At 70.9% G+C, this 15,554-nt stretch carries 20 protein-coding genes; 13 read left to right on the forward strand and 7 right to left on the reverse strand.

Annotation, left to right across the window (positions count from 1 at the left end; all coding sequences use genetic code 11):
* Positions 1-82: 82 nt before the first annotated feature.
* The 3 genes from L3N39_RS14290 (at position 83) to L3N39_RS14300 (ending at position 2,514) form a co-directional block, all read left to right on the forward strand.
* Positions 83-1,306, forward strand: a complete 1,224-nt coding sequence (locus tag L3N39_RS14290; RefSeq protein ID WP_237258118.1) for an MFS transporter — start codon at positions 83-85, stop codon at positions 1,304-1,306.
* Positions 1,307-1,375: 69 nt separating this feature from the next.
* Entirely contained in the window at positions 1,376-2,080 is a 705-nt protein-coding gene (locus tag L3N39_RS14295) for a glutathione S-transferase N-terminal domain-containing protein (RefSeq protein WP_237258119.1), read from the forward strand.
* Positions 2,081-2,178: 98 nt separating this feature from the next.
* Positions 2,179-2,514, forward strand: coding sequence for a DUF6746 family protein (locus tag L3N39_RS14300; protein ID WP_237258120.1), 336 nt, complete (start codon positions 2,179-2,181; stop codon positions 2,512-2,514).
* Between the two features lie 18 nt (positions 2,515-2,532).
* Here L3N39_RS14300 and L3N39_RS14305 read toward each other — a convergent pair whose 3' ends face one another.
* A complete protein-coding gene (locus tag L3N39_RS14305; protein WP_237258121.1) occupies positions 2,533-2,958 on the reverse strand; it encodes a protein-tyrosine phosphatase family protein in 426 nt (141 codons plus the stop codon).
* Positions 2,959-3,046: 88 nt separating this feature from the next.
* Positions 3,047-3,211, reverse strand: a complete 165-nt coding sequence (locus L3N39_RS14310) for a hypothetical protein (RefSeq protein ID WP_237258122.1) — start codon at positions 3,209-3,211, stop codon at positions 3,047-3,049.
* A 155-nt stretch (positions 3,212-3,366) separates the two neighbouring features.
* On the opposite strand from L3N39_RS14310, the gene L3N39_RS14315 reads away from it, so the two are divergent.
* Positions 3,367-3,768, forward strand: coding sequence for a hypothetical protein (locus tag L3N39_RS14315; RefSeq protein WP_237258123.1), 402 nt, complete (start codon positions 3,367-3,369; stop codon positions 3,766-3,768).
* Between the two features lie 73 nt (positions 3,769-3,841).
* Complete coding sequence (locus L3N39_RS14320; RefSeq protein ID WP_237258124.1) at positions 3,842-5,098, forward strand: DUF445 domain-containing protein; 1,257 nt, start codon at positions 3,842-3,844, stop codon at positions 5,096-5,098.
* Here L3N39_RS14320 and L3N39_RS14325 read toward each other — a convergent pair whose 3' ends face one another.
* From L3N39_RS14325 to L3N39_RS14340, 4 genes are all read right to left on the reverse strand, one after another.
* Entirely contained in the window at positions 5,099-5,734 is a 636-nt protein-coding gene (locus L3N39_RS14325) for an ATP-binding cassette domain-containing protein (protein ID WP_237258125.1), read from the reverse strand.
* Positions 5,727-6,488, reverse strand: a complete 762-nt coding sequence (locus L3N39_RS14330) for an ABC transporter permease (protein WP_237258126.1) — start codon at positions 6,486-6,488, stop codon at positions 5,727-5,729. The genes L3N39_RS14325 and L3N39_RS14330 overlap by 8 nt, the downstream gene beginning before the upstream one ends.
* Positions 6,485-7,465, reverse strand: coding sequence for an ABC transporter substrate-binding protein (locus L3N39_RS14335; RefSeq protein ID WP_237258127.1), 981 nt, complete (start codon positions 7,463-7,465; stop codon positions 6,485-6,487). The genes L3N39_RS14330 and L3N39_RS14335 overlap by 4 nt, the downstream gene beginning before the upstream one ends.
* 78 nt (positions 7,466-7,543) lie before the next feature.
* Positions 7,544-7,990 (reverse strand): HIT family protein, encoded by a 447-nt coding sequence (locus L3N39_RS14340; protein WP_237258128.1) that lies wholly within the window; start codon positions 7,988-7,990, stop codon positions 7,544-7,546.
* A 152-nt stretch (positions 7,991-8,142) separates the two neighbouring features.
* Here L3N39_RS14340 and L3N39_RS14345 point away from each other — a divergent pair, with 152 nt between their 5' ends.
* From L3N39_RS14345 to L3N39_RS14355, 3 genes are all read left to right on the forward strand, one after another.
* On the forward strand, positions 8,143-8,850 hold the full coding sequence (locus L3N39_RS14345) for an MOSC domain-containing protein (protein ID WP_237258129.1): 708 nt from the start codon (positions 8,143-8,145) through the stop codon (positions 8,848-8,850).
* A 58-nt stretch (positions 8,851-8,908) separates the two neighbouring features.
* Positions 8,909-9,460 carry a COG3904 family protein gene (locus L3N39_RS14350; RefSeq protein ID WP_237258130.1) on the forward strand — a complete coding sequence of 184 codons (552 nt, stop codon included), beginning with the start codon at positions 8,909-8,911 and terminating at the stop codon, positions 9,458-9,460.
* A 123-nt stretch (positions 9,461-9,583) separates the two neighbouring features.
* Entirely contained in the window at positions 9,584-10,009 is a 426-nt protein-coding gene (locus tag L3N39_RS14355) for a VOC family protein (RefSeq protein WP_237258131.1), read from the forward strand.
* A gap of 88 nt (positions 10,010-10,097) precedes the next feature.
* On the opposite strand, the gene L3N39_RS14360 is transcribed toward L3N39_RS14355, so the two are convergent.
* Positions 10,098-10,880, reverse strand: a complete 783-nt coding sequence (locus tag L3N39_RS14360; RefSeq protein WP_237258132.1) for a sulfite exporter TauE/SafE family protein — start codon at positions 10,878-10,880, stop codon at positions 10,098-10,100.
* 196 nt (positions 10,881-11,076) lie between these two features.
* On the opposite strand from L3N39_RS14360, the gene L3N39_RS14365 reads away from it, so the two are divergent.
* Genes L3N39_RS14365 through L3N39_RS14385 form a run of 5 tightly spaced genes read left to right on the forward strand, consistent with a single transcriptional unit; the run spans position 11,077 to position 15,543 of the window.
* Positions 11,077-12,051, forward strand: a complete 975-nt coding sequence (locus L3N39_RS14365) for a ribonuclease Z (protein ID WP_237258133.1) — start codon at positions 11,077-11,079, stop codon at positions 12,049-12,051.
* Between the two features lie 57 nt (positions 12,052-12,108).
* Positions 12,109-12,921: an alpha/beta fold hydrolase gene (locus L3N39_RS14370; protein WP_237258134.1), complete on the forward strand. Its 813-nt coding sequence runs from the start codon at positions 12,109-12,111 to the stop codon at positions 12,919-12,921.
* 59 nt (positions 12,922-12,980) lie between these two features.
* On the forward strand, positions 12,981-13,733 hold the full coding sequence (locus tag L3N39_RS14375) for a class I SAM-dependent methyltransferase (protein ID WP_237258135.1): 753 nt from the start codon (positions 12,981-12,983) through the stop codon (positions 13,731-13,733).
* Entirely contained in the window at positions 13,730-14,167 is a 438-nt protein-coding gene (locus L3N39_RS14380; RefSeq protein ID WP_237258136.1) for a thioesterase family protein, read from the forward strand. The genes L3N39_RS14375 and L3N39_RS14380 overlap by 4 nt, the downstream gene beginning before the upstream one ends.
* A 26-nt stretch (positions 14,168-14,193) precedes the next feature.
* Positions 14,194-15,543, forward strand: coding sequence for a D-serine ammonia-lyase (locus L3N39_RS14385; protein WP_237258137.1), 1,350 nt, complete (start codon positions 14,194-14,196; stop codon positions 15,541-15,543).
* Positions 15,544-15,554: the final 11 nt, after the last annotated feature.

Raw genomic sequence — 15,554 nt, forward strand, 5'->3', positions numbered from 1 at the left:
CCGTCGACATGACGCTCCCATGGCTTCGTGCAGCTGCACCTGCAGCGCCGGCCGTCTTCGCAACACCGACCACGAGGTGACCATGCAGGCGCAAGCCTCCCGCACGGCGCCGGCGCTTTCGCCGCGTGCCGTCCTTCTCATCGAACTGGCCCTGGCCATGGGCGGCTTCTCCATCGGCACCGGCGAGTTCGCCATCATGGGCCTGATGCCGGAGGTCGCCCGCGGCCTGGGCATCAGCGAGCCGCAGGTCGGCCACGTGATCAGCAGCTACGCGCTGGGCGTGGTGGTCGGCGCGCCGCTGCTGGCGATCTTCGGTGCGCGCCTGGCGCGCCGCCAGTTGCTCCTGCTGCTGATGGGCTTCTTCGCCCTCGGCAACTTCGCCAGCGCGCTGGCACCGGACTATCCCACGCTGATGGCGCTGCGCTTCGTCACCGGCCTGCCGCATGGCGCCTACTTCGGCGTGGCGATGCTGGTGGCCGCCGCCATGGTCGCGCCGCAAAAGCGCGCCCAGGCCGTCGCCCGGGTGCTGATGGGCCTGACCGTGGCCATCCTGGTCGGCAATCCGCTGGCCACCTGGCTCGGCCAGTGGGGTAGCTGGCGCCTGGCCTTCGTGCTGGTCGGCGCCATCGCCATGCTGACGGTGACGCTGGTGGCGCTGTTTCTCCCGGCCCAGCGCGACGAGCCGCGCAGCAGCCCGCTGCGCGAACTGCGCGCCTTCAACCGCCGCGACGTCTGGCTGGCCCTGGCGATCAGCTCGGTCGGCTTTGCCGGCATGTTCTGCGTGTTCAGCTACATGGCGCCGACGCTGCTGCACGTCACCGGGGTCACGCCCGGCTGGATTCCCTTCGCCCTCGCCGCGTTCGGCCTGGGCGGCATCCTCGGCAACCTGCTCGGTGGCCAGCTGTTCGACCGCCTCGGCTTCCTGGCGGTGGCCTGGCTGCTGCTGTGGAGCACCCTGGTGCTGCTGGCCTTCCCGCTCGCCGCCGAGTCGCCGTGGACGGTCTTCCCGGCGGTGTTCGCGGTGGGCACCATGGTCTCGCTGTCGCCGGCGCTGCAGACCCACCTGATGGACGTCGCCGCCGAGGCGCAGACCCTCGCCGCGGCCTCCAACCATGCCGCCTTCAACATCGCCAACGCGCTCGGCCCCTGGCTTGGCGGGCTGGCGATCAGCGCCGGCTTCGGCTGGACCGCCACCGGCTACGTCGGCGCCGCCACCGCCATCGGCGGCCTGCTGGTCTTCGCCCTGGCCTGGCAGGCACGCCGCCCCGGGCAAGCCCCGGCAACACCCCTGGTGTGTCGCGACTGAGGTGGGGCCCGGAACGTCGCCTGGGCAAGGGCTACACTTCGCGCTTTGCCGTGCGAGGAGCGCCCTGCGATGACCGATCTGTCCGTCTTTCCCATCACCCGCCGCTGGCCTGCGCAACATCCCGGGCGCCTGCAGCTGTATTCGCTGCCGACGCCCAATGGGGTGAAGGTCTCGATCATGCTGGAGGAGCTCGGCCTGCCCTACGAGGCGCATCGCGTGGAGTTCTCCCGCGACGAGCAGCGCAGCGTGGAATTCCTCTCGCTCAACCCGAACAACAAGATCCCGGCGATCATCGACCCCGACGGCCCGGGCGGTCGGCCGCTGGCGCTGTTCGAGTCCGGCGCGATCCTCGTCTACCTGGCGGAGAAATGCGGCCGGCTGCTGCCCGCCGACCCGGCCGGGCGCTATCACGCGCTGCAGTGGCTGATGTTCCAGATGGGCGGGATCGGCCCGATGTTCGGCCAGCTCGGTTTCTTCAACAAGTTCGCCGGCAAGGACTACGAGGACAAGCGCCCGCGGGATCGCTACGTGGCCGAGTCGCAGCGCCTGCTCGGCGTGCTCGAGGGGCATCTGCAAGGCCGCGCCTGGATGCTGGGCGAGGACTACGGCATCGCCGACATCGCCATCTTCCCCTGGGTGCGCAACCTGATCGGCTTCTACGAGGCGCGCGAACTGGTCGGCTTCGACCGCTTCGCCAATGTCGCCCGGGTGCTCGATGCCTTCCTCGCCCGGCCGGCGGTGCAGCGCGGCCTGCAGATTCCGGCCGAGCCATGACCGGCAGGTCACCGGCGTTCGCGCTTTGTGCGCCAGTACGCGATGCAATCGGACGGCGGTGGTAAGTTCGCGCGCCCATTTCCAGCAAGGGAACCGCCGTGAAATCCTGCAAGATCATCGCCCTGACCCTCGGCCTGGCCTGCGCGCCGCAGGCCTTCGCCGATGCCGAGCTGGCCGCTGCCGTGGCCAGCTTCTCGGCCGACAACAAGCGCCTGGAAGCGGCCCTCGGCCAGGAACTCACCGCCGAGCGGCTGAAGGAAATCCACGAGCTCAGCTACCGCCTGCAGGAGTCGCTGACCACCATCAACATGCAGATGGACGAGCTGGCCGACACCCTGGAGGAGCTGTACATCGAATCCGAAGCGGCCAATGCCGCGGCGGTCAGGGAGTACGGCGCCAGCTACCTCGGCGGCGCACGCAGCGTCGTTCCCTAAGCCGCATCGCGCGCCGCCTCAGGGCGCATCGGGACGGATGTCGAAGCCGATGTCGTTCTCGCTGGTGATGCGGTAGTGCAGCCGCTGGCCAGGGGCGACCTCGGCCAGCTGTTCGCGACGCAGGCGGCCCTTGGAACAGAGGGTGACGTCCAGCGGGTCGGTGCCGATGCCGACGACGTGGCGGCCGGACGGCACCTTGAACCGCGCACGCTCGCCGACATGGATGCGCGCCGCCAGCTCGCGGTCGATCCGCACGGCGATGTAGCAGCCGCCACCGCGGATGCCGAAGTCACGGGTCACGACGATCTCGCCGGCGCCTTCGCGCGGCTGCTGGTAGGCCAGCAGGCGATCGCCGGGCACCGGCGTGATGTCTTCGGGGTTGGGCGCCCACGACGAGCAGGCACTCGTCGCCAGCAGGGTGGAAAGCGCAAGGATCAGGCGCATGCAGGCTCCATCGGCAGCGGCCAGCTCGGCGCCGGCCCGGTGAAGGAGCACGATAGCAGGGCAGGCGCCGGGCTGTCGGCGCCATGACTCAGCCTGGCAGGTTGGTGTAGTCGTCGGCGGTGATATCCGGGTCGCTGGGCAGCACCTCGGGTTCGTTCTCGTCGTACAGCCGTTCGGCATTCGGCGTGCCCCGCACCTCGTCGTCGCGCACGCCTTCCTCGGGCTGCGGTTCGTGGGTCTTTTCCTGGTTCATGCGAGCCTCCGCTTGCGGATGGATTCCTGCATTGGAAAGGCCAGCATGGCGGGCGTTCGGCCGTCACGACGGCCGGCAGTCCGATCGCACGCCGGGTTTGCACAGCGCCGCGGCGTCCACCACACTGCGGCAAATCCCTGCCACGTGGAGTCACCATGGCCGCCCTCGATCCGAAGGTCCAAGCAACAATCGTTCAAGATCCGCAGGCACTGGATTGCACGCTCTATCGCCCCGACGAGCGCAACCCCGACGAGGAACTCGACCTGGGCGACGCCCGGGTGCGCATTGCCGGGCCGTTCCAGGCACCGGCGGAGTGGGATGCACGCGACCGCGAGGAGTACTTCGATGGCAGCGCCGAGGAGGCCTTCGTCGTCGCCGAGATCGCCTGCGTGGCGAGCAACGATTCCGGGCGCGCCTTTCGCCCCGAGCCTGGCGACTACGCCGCGGTGATGGAATCGCCCTCGCAGGTGGCGATGTTCTTCGTCTACGACTGCCTGGACCACGCCGCCGGGCGCTATGTGCTGATCCGCGACGAAGAGTCCGACCTGGCCGACTGACCCGGCCGCGAACGGAACCGGCGGCAGGCAGTCTGTGCAGACAGTCCCGCCGTCGGCTCGAAGGAAGAAGTGCATGCCCAGCCCCTGGCAATCCCCGGTCAGCCGGATGAAGCTCGTGGCCGCTGGCCTGTTGTTGCTCGCCGCGCTGCTCTACGTGCTGGCCACGCTGATGCAGGCCAGCCACCCGGCCTGGGGCTACCTGGGCGCCTTCGCCGAAGCGGCGATGGTCGGCGCCATCGCCGACTGGTTCGCCGTCACCGCACTGTTCCGCCGCCCGTTCGGCCTGCCGATCCCGCACACGGCGATCATCCCGCACAACAAGGCGCGCATCGGCCGCAACCTGGCCGAGTTCATCACCACCCACTTCCTCGCCACGCCGCTGGTGCTGGCCAAGCTGGCCGAACTGGACCTGGCCTCGCGCCTGGCGGCCTGGCTGCGGCACCCGGCCAACGCCGAGGCGGTCGGCCGCCAGCTCATCGGCATCGCCCGCTTCGGCGTGCAGGCGCTGCACGACGAACGCGTGCAGGCCTTCGCCCGCGAGCGGCTGATCGCCCGCATCCGTCGTACCGACGTGGCGCCGATGCTGGCACAGGCGCTGGAGATCCTCACCGCCCAGGGGCGCCACCAGGCGATGCTCGACGAGATGCTGCTACGCCTGGACGGCATCCTGCGCGACGACGACACCCGCGCGCTGATCGCCGACACCATCACCCGCGAGGTGCGTACCCTGCGCTACCTGGGGCTGGGCCGCTCGGTGGGCGGCTGGTCGGCGAACAAGCTGGTCGACGGCATCTCGGCGCTGATTGCCGAGATCGCCGCCGACCCCGGGCACCTGGTGCGCCAGCGCTTCGACGAGCATGTCGGCGAGTACGTCGAACGCCTGCGCCAGGACCCGGAGTACGCCCTCAAGGTCGAGCGCATCCTCGCCCTGCTGCTCGAGCACCCGGCCACCGGCGACTACTTCCGCAGCCTCTGGCAGGACCTGGTCGCCTGGCTCGAGGCCGACCTGTCCAGCGAGCGCTCGCGCATCGGCGCGCGCATCGTCGGCCTGACCCGTGGCCTGGGCGATGCCCTGGCCGGCGATGCAGCCATGCGCGGCTGGATCGACGAGCAACTGGCCCGCGCCGTGCCGGAGCTGCTCGAGCGCTACCGCGGGCAGATCGGCGGCTACATCGCCGAACGGGTGGAGAACTGGGAAAGCGCCGAGCTGGTCGAGCAGATGGAGCGCAGCGTCGGCAAGGACCTGCAGTACATCCGCATCAACGGCACGCTGGTCGGCGGCCTGGTCGGCCTGGTGCTGCACGCACTGACCCGCCTGGCCGGCGCCTGATCAGCCGGCGGCGCGCTCGGCGCCGGTGCCGCCAGTCGCCACCTCCACCAGCGTCGCCGGCGTGCCGAGCAGTTGCCAGCGGCGGTTGGCCAGCGCCTCGGCATCGCGCGGGTCGTGGGTGACGCAGAGCATGGCCATCTCCGGCCGCGCGTCCAGCAGCCCGGCCAGCAGCACGCGCAGCTCCGCCACCCGCGGGGCGTCCAGCGAGGCGAAGGGTTCGTCGAGCAGCAACAGCTCCGGCTCCACCGCCAGGCAGCGCGCCAGCGCCGCGCGCCGCGCCATGCCCAGCGACAGCTGGTCGGGCAGCCGCTCGGCGCAGCCCTGCAGGCCGACCTGGGCGAGCAGCGTCTCGATGCGCCCGGGCGTCGCGCCGACCAGTGCCAGGTTCTGCCGCAGCGTGCGCCAGGGCAGCAGGCGATGCTCCTGGAACAGGTAGCCGATGCGCAGCCCCGGACGCCGGCGGATCATCGTCGCCGGCAGGCCGTGGTCCAGCCCGGCGATGGCGTTGAGCAGGGTGGTCTTGCCGATGCCGGAGCTGCCGAGCAGGCAGATGCGGTCGCCCGGCGCGATGCGCGCGTGCAGCGTGCCGAGCACCGGATGGCCGGCGGCCTGCCCGTCGATGGCCAGCTCAAGCATGCGCCACCCCGGCCGTGCGCCAGCGCGAGGCGCGCCGCTCCAGCGGCTGCAGCAGCAGCAGCTCGATGGCCTGGACCACGGCGATGAAGGCCAGGCTCCAGGCCAGGATGGCGGCGACATCGAACACCTGGAAGGCCATGTGCAGCTGGAAGCCGACGCCGTCCGAACGGCCCAGCAGCTCGACTACCAGGACGATCTTCCAGATCAGCGCCAGCCCGCCGCGGGTCGCCGCCATCCAGAACGGGAACAGCTGCGGCAGCCACACGTGGCGCAGCCGCCGCCAGTGGCTGAAGCGATAGACCGCGGCCATCTGCTCCAGCCGCGGGTCGAGGCTGCGCGCGCCTTCGCGCAGGGTCACCGCGACGTTGGGCACCTTGTTGATCACCACCGCCAGCACCGCGGCGGTCTCCACCAGGCCGAACCAGACGTAGAGCAGGATGATGGTGACCAGCGCCGGCAGGTTGAGAAACAGCACCAGCAGCGGATCGCAGAAGGCATCGAGCAGCCGCGAGCGGCCCATGCCGATGCCCAGCGCGGTGCCCAGCGCCATGGCCAGGGCGAAGGCAATCGCCACCCGGCGCAGCGTCGCGCCCAGGTGCTCGCCCAACGCGCCGCTGGCCAGCAACTGCCAGGCGACCTCGAGCACCTTGGCCGGACCGGGCAGCAGCGGCGTGGCGAGCCACCCGGCGATCGCCGCCCACAGCGCCGCCGCCAGCGGCAGCGCCAGCCAGGCGGCCCAGCGCGTGCCGTTCATGGCCCGGCCTGGAAGAACAGCGCGGCGGGCATCACGGCCTGCTGCCGGTCGGCGCCAGCGCGCAGCAAGGCCTGCAGGGCGGCGATGCGCGGGGCATCGAGCGGCGCTGGCGTGCCGGCGACGAAGGCCTCGCGCAGGGCGGCGAAGACCGCCTCGTCCCCGGCGCGCATCAGCGGGCGCACGGCCTGCCAGGCCTGGGGATCGTCGGCCAGCTGCCGTTTGGCCTGGCGCACGGCCCGTTCGAAGCGCTGCAGCAGCTCGCCGTGGCGTTCGGCCCAGGGCTGGGCGAACAGGTAGCCGAGCATCGGCAGGTCGGCCTCGGCGCCGTTGGCCAGCAGCAGCTCGCGCATGCCGAAGGCACTGCGCACGCCGCCCTCACCGCGCAGCCGTGCGGCGAAGTGCCAGAAGGTCAGCACCGCGTCGAGCTGGCCGCGGCGCAACGCCTGGTCGAGCAAAGGCGGTGCGGCGAACTGCACGTGCGCGCTGGCCAGGTCCACGCCCTGCCGGCGCGCGGCGCGCTGCAGCAGTTGCCAGGCATAGCCGTCCGGGCCACCGGCCACGCCGAGGCGCTTGCCGGGAAGATCGGCGAGCGTGGCGATATCGCTGTGCTCGGGCACTACCACCTCGCCCAGCCGGCTGGAGAACGGCACGAACAGCAGCGGCGCGCCGGCGGCGAAGCGCGATTGCGCCCAGAGCAGGTCACCGACGATGCCGTCGACGCTGCCGCTGACCAGCGCCAGGCGCGAGGCCGGCAGGTCGGCCAGCAGGCGCACCTCGAGGTCGAAGCCGTTGGCCTGGTCAAGCCCGCGGCGCTTGAGGTGGTCGAGCTCCCAGTGCGCGGTGCCGAACTGCAATACGCCCAGGCGCAGCACCGGCCGTTCGGCGGCGACGGCCTGCCAACTGCCGGCCAGCAGCCACAGCACCAGCAGGCAGTGGCGGACGAGGGTGTGCCGAAGGTGGAGCCGGATTCGCTTCATGGCCTGAGCCTACGAAGCCGGCCGGCGGCCACGAATAGTACTTTGGTGCCTGCTGGCTGCTGCGTTGGTCGCAGCCGCTCAGCCCCGGCTGGCGGCGATGCGTCGGAGCAGGCGCGCCTGCAGCTGCTCCAGCTCGGCCGGGTCGGCCTTCTGCGCGGCATGCACGCCCAGCCCCTGGCCGGTGTAGCGCGGCACGATGTGCATGTGGAGGTGGAACACCGTCTGCCCGGCCGGCGCGCCGTTGAACTGGGCAACCTGCACGCCGTCCGGCTCGAGTTCAGCGACGATCGCCCGGGTCAGTTGCTGGACCACGCCGATCACCTTGCACAGTGCCTCGCTGTCGACATCGAGGATGTTGCAGGCCGCCGAGCGCTTGGGGATCACCAGGGTATGGCCGAAGGACTGCGGGAACAGGTCGAGGAAGGCCAGCACGTCGTCGTCCTCGTAGAGCTTGTAGCAGGGCGCATCGCCGCGAATGATCTGGGCGAAGATGTTCTGCGCGTCGTAGGTGGCGGTCAGGCTCATGGGCGGCTCCTCGGATGGCGGACAAAGGCCGCACGATAGCGCACGCGGGGAAACGCCGGGAGAGGCGCCGGCGCTCGTGCGGCAGCGCGACGGCAGCCAGCGGGGCACGGATGCGGCACAATCACGCCTTCCAACGCATGGAGGAGACGCCGATGCAACTCGCCAGGATCGACCAGCTGCTGACCGGCAGGGCCGTGCCCTTCCATCGCCCCGGCAGCAGCAGCGCCATCGCCAAGGCGCCGGTGGCCGGGCCGCTGCGCGCCGGCGCCTTCGGCCTGGCCGGCGACGAACAGGGCGACCTGCGGGTGCACGGCGGGCTCGACAAGGCCATCCATCACTACCCCTTCGAGCACTACCGGCGCTGGCAGGAACGGCTTGGCCCGCTGGCGCTGCTCGAAGCGCCCGGCGCCTTCGGCGAGAACATCAGCACCCAGGGCCTCGATGAAACGAGCCTGTGCCTGGGCGACGTGCTGCGCTGCGGCGACGCGGTGCTGCAGGTGACCCAGAGCCGCCAGCCGTGCTGGAAGCTCAACGAGCGCTTCGGCGTGCGCGACATGGCCGTGCAGGTCCAGCACAGCGGCATGACCGGCTGGTACTACCGCGTGCTCGAGCCCGGCGAGCTGCAGGCCGGCCAGGTGCTGCGCCTGGCCGACCGGCCGCATCCGGACTGGCCGCTGGCACGCATCATCGAGCTGCTCTACCAGCGCACCCAGGACTTCGACGCGTTGGCTCGCCTCGGCGAGCTGCCGCTGGTGCCCGCCTGGCGCAGGCTGGTGGAGCGGCGCCTGGGCAGCCGCCAGGTGGAGGACTGGAGCCACCGGCTGTACGGCATCGCGGGCGGCGACCCCTCGCGCCGATAGGCGAACGCGCGCGCGACAGGTATCTTCTGCACCCCGTCCAGCCAGGCCTCCGTCCGCCATGCTCCGCCCCGCCCTGCTCTGCGCCCTGGCGCTGTCCTGCTCGCCGCTGCGGGCCGATGTCGAGGTCGTCCCCGTGCAGTACAAGCGCGGTCCGGTGCTGCTCGCGCGGGTCACCGAGCAGATCGCCCCGGGTGACTACGAGGCGCTGCTCAAGGGCATCACCGCCAACCCGGGCCGCTACGTGCGCAAGCTGCTGGTGCTGGACAACGTCGGCGGCAGCGGCGGCGAGGCCATGCGCATGGGCCACCTGCTGCGCGAGACCGGCTTCGACGCGCTGGTGCCGGCCGACGCCGTGTGCCAGGGCAGCTGCCTCTACCTGCTGGCCGCCGGCAAGCGACGCAGCGTGCACGGGCATGTCGCCCTGCACCGGCCCTACGCGCCGGACGGCGAGCGACTGCTGCCCGGCCGCCCGCGCCTGCGCCAGAGCCCGCAGTCCTACTTTCGCCAGATGGGCGTGGCGCCGGAGCTGGCCGCGGATATCCAGCGCGTCGAGCCCGGGCGGATCCGCCTGCTCAGCCGCCAGGACCTGCGCCGCTATCGCCTGCTCTGATCGCACCCGGCCGCTGGTCGGCTGGCGCTGCCGGTGGCCGGCATGGGACTAGGCTTTCCAGCCTGAACCGCGCGGGCCGCAGGATCGCCCGCGCCCGACCCATGCGACCAGAGGGAACGACAGATGAAGCTCTGCACCTATCTCACCTTCGACGGCCAGGCCCGCGAGGCCTTCACCCGCTACCAGGACGTGCTCGGCGGCACGCTGCAGATGATGACCTTCGCCGAGGCACCGGCCAGCGAGGGCTTCGACCCCGGCCCGCACGGCGAGCGCATCATGCACGCCTGCCTCAACGTCGGCAGCCATGCGCTGATGGCGTCCGACACCATTCCCGGCCAGACCTGCGGCGGCGAGCCCTACCAGGGCATCAAGGGCTGCTCGATCACCCTGAGCCCGGACAGCGTCGCCGAGGGCCAGCGCCTGTTCGATGCGCTGGCCGAAGGCGGCCAGGTGACGATGCCCTTCCAGAAGACCTTCTGGGCCGAGCGCTTCGGCATGCTCACCGACCGCTTCGGTGTGAGCTGGATGGTCAACTGCGAAACGGCCTGACGAGACGGGCATCACGCCTGCCCGGGTAGAACCAAAAAAAAGGGGCCGTCGGATCGCTCCGCCGGCCCCTCAGGGAAAAAGGTCTGGCTCAGATCAGCTTGTAGCCGATGGCCGCGAGCATGATCGCCAGGCAGGGCCGCAGCACCTCGTCGGAGACCCGCCCGGAGAGGTGGCTGCCGAAGTAGATACCCGGCAGCGAACCCACCAGCAGGTAGGCCAGGATGGTCCAGTCCATGTTGCCCATGCCGGCGTGGCCGAGGCCGGCGACCAGCGTCAGCGGCACCGCGTGGGCGATCTCGGTGCCCACCAGGCGGCGGGTGACCAGCAGCGGGTAGAGGAAGAACAGCGCCACGGTGCCCAGCGCGCCGGCGCCGATGGAGGTGAGCGTGACCATCGCGCCGAGCACGACGCCGACAATCACCGTCAGCGCGTTCAGGCTGCGCTGGCTCATCGGCGGCCGCGACCCGGACAGTCGCGAGGCGACGGCCAGCAGGCGCCGCTTGAACAGCACCGCCAGCGCGGTCAGCACCAGCACCAGGCCGAGCGATTGCTTGATCACCGCGTTGAGCGCGTCCTGGTCGCCCTGCAGCCATTGCAGGAACCACAGCGTCAGCGCCGCGGCCGGCAGGCTGCCCAGCGCGAGCCAGCCGGTGATGCTCCAGTCGATGTTGCGGTTCTTCTGGTGGACCCACACGCCGCCGGCCTTGGTGACCGCGGCATACAGCAGGTCGGTGCCGACGGCCGCGGCCGGGTTGACGCCGAACCAGAGCAGGATCGGCGTCATCAGCGAGCCGCCGCCGACGCCGGTCATGCCGACGATGAAGCCGACCACCAGCCCTGCAATGACGAAACCCAGAACACCGAAATCCATCGCTATTTCCCGGAAGAGCCCAACGGGGCGTGTCGATGGGGCGGCAGCATAACCAGCTGCGATAGCGATGTTTAATATAAATTCGTGCTTTCTTATAAGCGAAAAGATATAAGCCAGCAGCACCGCCCGGCCCACGGATTTCGCTGCGGCAAAAGGTCTCGGACATACTGGGCCAACTCGACCCTGGAGCCTGCCCGTGGAACTGCTTTTTCTCGGCACCTCGTCGGCCACGCCGACCCGCGCCCGCAACGTCAGCGCCACCGCCCTCCTGGAAGACAGCGGCAAGGGCTGGTACCTGGTCGATTGCGGCGAGGCCACCCAGCACCAGCTGCTGCGCACGCCGCTGACGCTGCACGGGCTGCGCGCGATCTTCATCACCCATGTGCACGGCGACCACTGCTACGGCCTGCCGGGGCTGCTGGCCAGTGCCGGCCTGGCGCGCCGCGAGGAGCCGCTGGACATCGTCGCGCCCGCCGGCATCGAGCATTGGCTACACGCCACCTTCGAGATGAGCCGTACCCGGCTGCCCTTCGAGCTGCGCTTCCATGCCGTGGAGAGCCTCGGCCAGTGGCGCAGTCGGCAGGTCCGCGTGGAGGCCACCGCCCTCTCCCACCGCGTACCCAGCTACGGCTACACCTTCAGCGAGGCGCGCCCCGATCCGAGGCTCGCCATCGAGCGCCTGGAGCGCGACGGCATCCCACGCGGCCCGCTGTGGGGCCAGCTCATGCATGGTCAGGATGTCGACTACCAGGGCCGCCGCCTGCGCAGCGAGGACTACCTCGACTTCGGCCGCGTGGCCCGGCGTATCGTCATCGGCGGCGACAACGATCGCCCCGAACTGCTCGCCGAGGCCTGCCGCGGCGCCCAGGTGCTGGTCCACGAGGCCACCTACACCCAGCCGGTGGCCGACACCGCCGGCGAGCCGTTCGGCCACAGCAGCGCCGCCCAGGTGGCGGCCTTCGCCCAGCAGGCCGGCGTACCGAACCTGGTGCTGACCCACTTCAGCGCGCGCTACCAGAAGAACACCGGGCGCGGACACTGCATCGACGAGCTGCGGGCCGAAGCCGCCGCGCACTATGCGGGGCAGCTGTTTCTCGCCGAGGACTTCCTGCGTCTGCACCTGCGCAAGGACGGCCTGGCGCCCGTCGAGCCCGCCGCAGCGGCCTGTTGACGTTAACGTAAAAGAACAGTACTGCTAGACGCCTCCCGAACCGCTCAGGACCGCGCCATGACCCGTATCGCAACGCTCGACCACGCGCCCAGCGATCTCTGGGTCCGCAGCGCCGGCGGACGGATCGGGGTACGCCGCTGGCTTCCCGGGCCGGCCGCGAACACGGAGCGGGCGCCGATCATCCTGCTCCACGAGTCGCTCGGCTGCATCGAGCAGTGGCGCGACTTCCCCGCCCGGCTCTGCCAGGCCACCGGGCGCACGGTGGTGGCCTACGACCGGCCGGGCTTCGGCCGCTCCGAGCAGCTGAGCGCCGCGCCGGCGGCGAGTTTCATCGAGGACGAGGCCGACCAGGCCTTCGCCGCGGTGCGCGAACAGCTGGGCATCGACGCCTTCGTGGTGCTCGGCCACAGCGTCGGCGGCAGCATGGCGGTGCACTGCGCGGCGCGCTTCGCCGGTGCCTGCCGGGCGCTGATCACCCTCTCGGCGGTGACCTTCGTCGAGCCGCGTACCCTGGAAGGCATCCGCCAGGCCAAGGCCTGGTTCGCCGATGCCAGCCAGCGCGAACGCCTGCGGCGCTTCCACGGCGAGCGCAGCGACTGGGTACTGAGCGCCTGGATCGATACCTGGCTCGACCCGCGCTTCGCCGCCTGGTCGGTGGCAGCGGCGCTGCCGGCGGTGCGCTGCCCGGCACTGGTCTTCCACGGCTGCGACGACGAGTTCGGCTCCGAACGGCATCCGCAACTGATCGAGCGGCACGCCGGCGGGCCGGTGGAGCAGGCGCTGCTACCCGGCGTCGGCCATGTGCCGCACCGCGAACAGCCGGCCGAGGTGCTGGCCCGCATCGCCACCTTTCTCGCGACCATCGCCTAGAAGGCTCGCCGGCACTTCGGTGCTAAGGTGCACACTCAGCCGAGCCGGAGGGCCGAGCGATGACCAGCAACACGGGCAGGAACTGGTTCGACCAGGGCGGGCAGGCCTATGCCCGCTTCCGCCCCGAATACCCGGCCGAACTGGCCGCCTACCTGGCCAGCTGCGCGCCCGACCGCCGGCTGGCGGTGGACGTCGGCTGCGGCAACGGCCAGCTCACCGCGCAGCTGGCCGGGCATTTCCAGCAGGTCGTCGGGTTCGACCCGAGCGCCGACCAGATCGCGCACGCCGTGCCGCGCGCCAATATCGACTATTGCTGCGCCGCGGCCGAGCGCCTGCCACTGGCCGAGCGCAGCGCCAGCCTGCTCAGCGCCGCCCAAGCCGCCCACTGGTTCGACCTGCCGGCCTTCTACACCGAAGTGCGCCGCGTTGCGCGGCCCGGCGCGGTGCTGGCACTGATCAGCTACGGCGTGCTGCAGCTCGAACGCGACCTCGACGCGCGCTTCCAGCGCTTCTACCACGAGGAGATCGGCCGCTACTGGCCGGCCGAGCGCCAGCTGGTGGACAGCGGCTACGCCACCCTCGACTTCCCGTTCGAGGCGATCGAGCCGCCGGCCATGGCGATCCGCCTGGACTGGGACCTGCCGCAGTTGCTCGGCTACATCGCCACCTGGTCGGCCGTGCGCCAGGCGCGCGAGGCCGGGCAGGCGGCCATCCTGCAACGTTTCGCCGGCGAACTCGCCGAGCTGTGGGGCGACCCCGCGGCGCAGCGCGCAATCAGCTGGCCCATCAACATGAGAATCGGACGAACATGAACGACCAGACCCTTCCGGCGCTGTCCGTCGGACTGCGCCATAGCGAAACCCTGCAGGTGGCCGAGCGCCACACCGTGCCGCAGGTCGCACCCGACTGGAGCGGCTTCGTCGACATGCCGCCGGTACTGGCCACCGCGATGATGATCGGCTTCATGGAGCAGACCTGCATCGCCGGGCTGCGCCCCTACCTGAGCGAGGGCCAGCGCAGCGTCGGCACCCACGTCGACATGAGCCACATCGCCGCCACGCCCGTCGGCATGACGGTGACCGCCACGGTGGAACTGGTCGCCATCGACGGTCGTGCGCTGCTGTTCAGGGTCCAATGCCGCGACGACGCCGGGCTGATCGGCGAAGGCACCCATCGCCGCGCGATCATCGACCTGGCGCGCTTCAACCAGCGGCTCGCCGAGAAGGCCGCGCAGATCGGCGGCTGATCGCCCGCCCCGCACAGAAGGCCATCATGCTCATCCACGGCAAGACCCTCGACGCCTGGTACGCCAGCCATCCCCTGCTCCGCGAGCTGGTCGCGCTGCGCGAGACGGCCTGGTTCAACCCGGCGATCGCGCCGGCCGCCACGGCGCTCGGCGACGTCGGCCTGGACGCTGCGGACGTGCAGGCCGCCAGCGCGCGGTTGCGCCGTTTCGCGCCGTATCTGGCCCGGGCCTTCCCGGAGACGGCCGCCGCCGGCGGCATCATCGAGTCCGGCATCGTCCCGCTGCCACGGCTGCAACAGCATCTTCTTGACGAGGCCGGGCTGGCCGGCAGCGACGCCGGCGCACTCTGGCTGAAGCAGGACAACGCACTGCCCATCTCCGGCTCGATCAAGGCCCGTGGCGGTATCCACGAGGTGCTCAAGCACGCCGAGGACCTGGCCCTGGAGGCCGGTTTGCTGCGCCTCGACGACGACTACGCGAGCCTGACCAGCGACGCTGCGCGACAGTTCTTCGGCCAGTACCGGATCGCGGTCGGCTCGACCGGCAACCTCGGCCTGTCCATCGGCATCATCAGCGCCCGGCTGGGCTTCCAGGCCACCGTGCACATGTCCGCCGATGCGCGCCAATGGAAGAAGGACCGGCTGCGTGCCTGCGGCGTTACCGTCGTGGAATATCCCAGCGACTACAGCGCGGCGGTCGAGCAGGGGCGCCGGCAGGCGGCGGGCGACCCGCGCTGCTATTTCATCGACGACGAGAACTCGCCGCAGCTGTTCCTCGGCTACGCGGTGGCCGCCGAGCGCCTGGCACGCCAGTTCGCCGCAGCCGGCGTGCGCGTCGATGCCGAGCATCCGCTGTTCGTCTACCTGCCGTGTGGCGTCGGCGGCGGCCCGGGCGGCGTGGCCTTCGGCCTCAAGCTCACCTTCGGCGATGCGGTGCACTGCCTGTTCGCCGAGCCGACCCATTCGCCGTGCATGCTGCTCGGCGTCTACACCGGCCTGCACGACGCGGTCAGCGTGCAGGACTTCGGCATCGACAACCGCACCGCCGCGGATGGCCTGGCGGTGGGCCGCCCCTCCGGCTTCGTCGGCCGGGCGATGCAGCGGCTGATCGATGGCTACTACACGGTCAGCGACGAGCAACTGCAGCGCCTGCTCTACCTTGCCCACGAACTGGAGCATCTGCGCCTGGAACCTTCCGCGCTGGCCGGCATGCCGGGCCTGCTGCGGGTGCTGGCGAATCCGCCGTACCTTGAGCACATCGGCGTCTCGGCCGGCCAGTTGGCCAACGCCACCCACCTGGTCTGGGCCACCGGCGGCAGCATGGTCCCGGAGAGCGAGTTCGCCAGCTACCTGGACAAGGGCCGCGCCCTGCAGTAGCCGGAGCCGGC

The organism is Pseudomonas oligotrophica, assembly GCF_021726475.1.
Lineage (GTDB): Bacteria > Pseudomonadota > Gammaproteobacteria > Pseudomonadales > Pseudomonadaceae > Stutzerimonas > Stutzerimonas oligotrophica.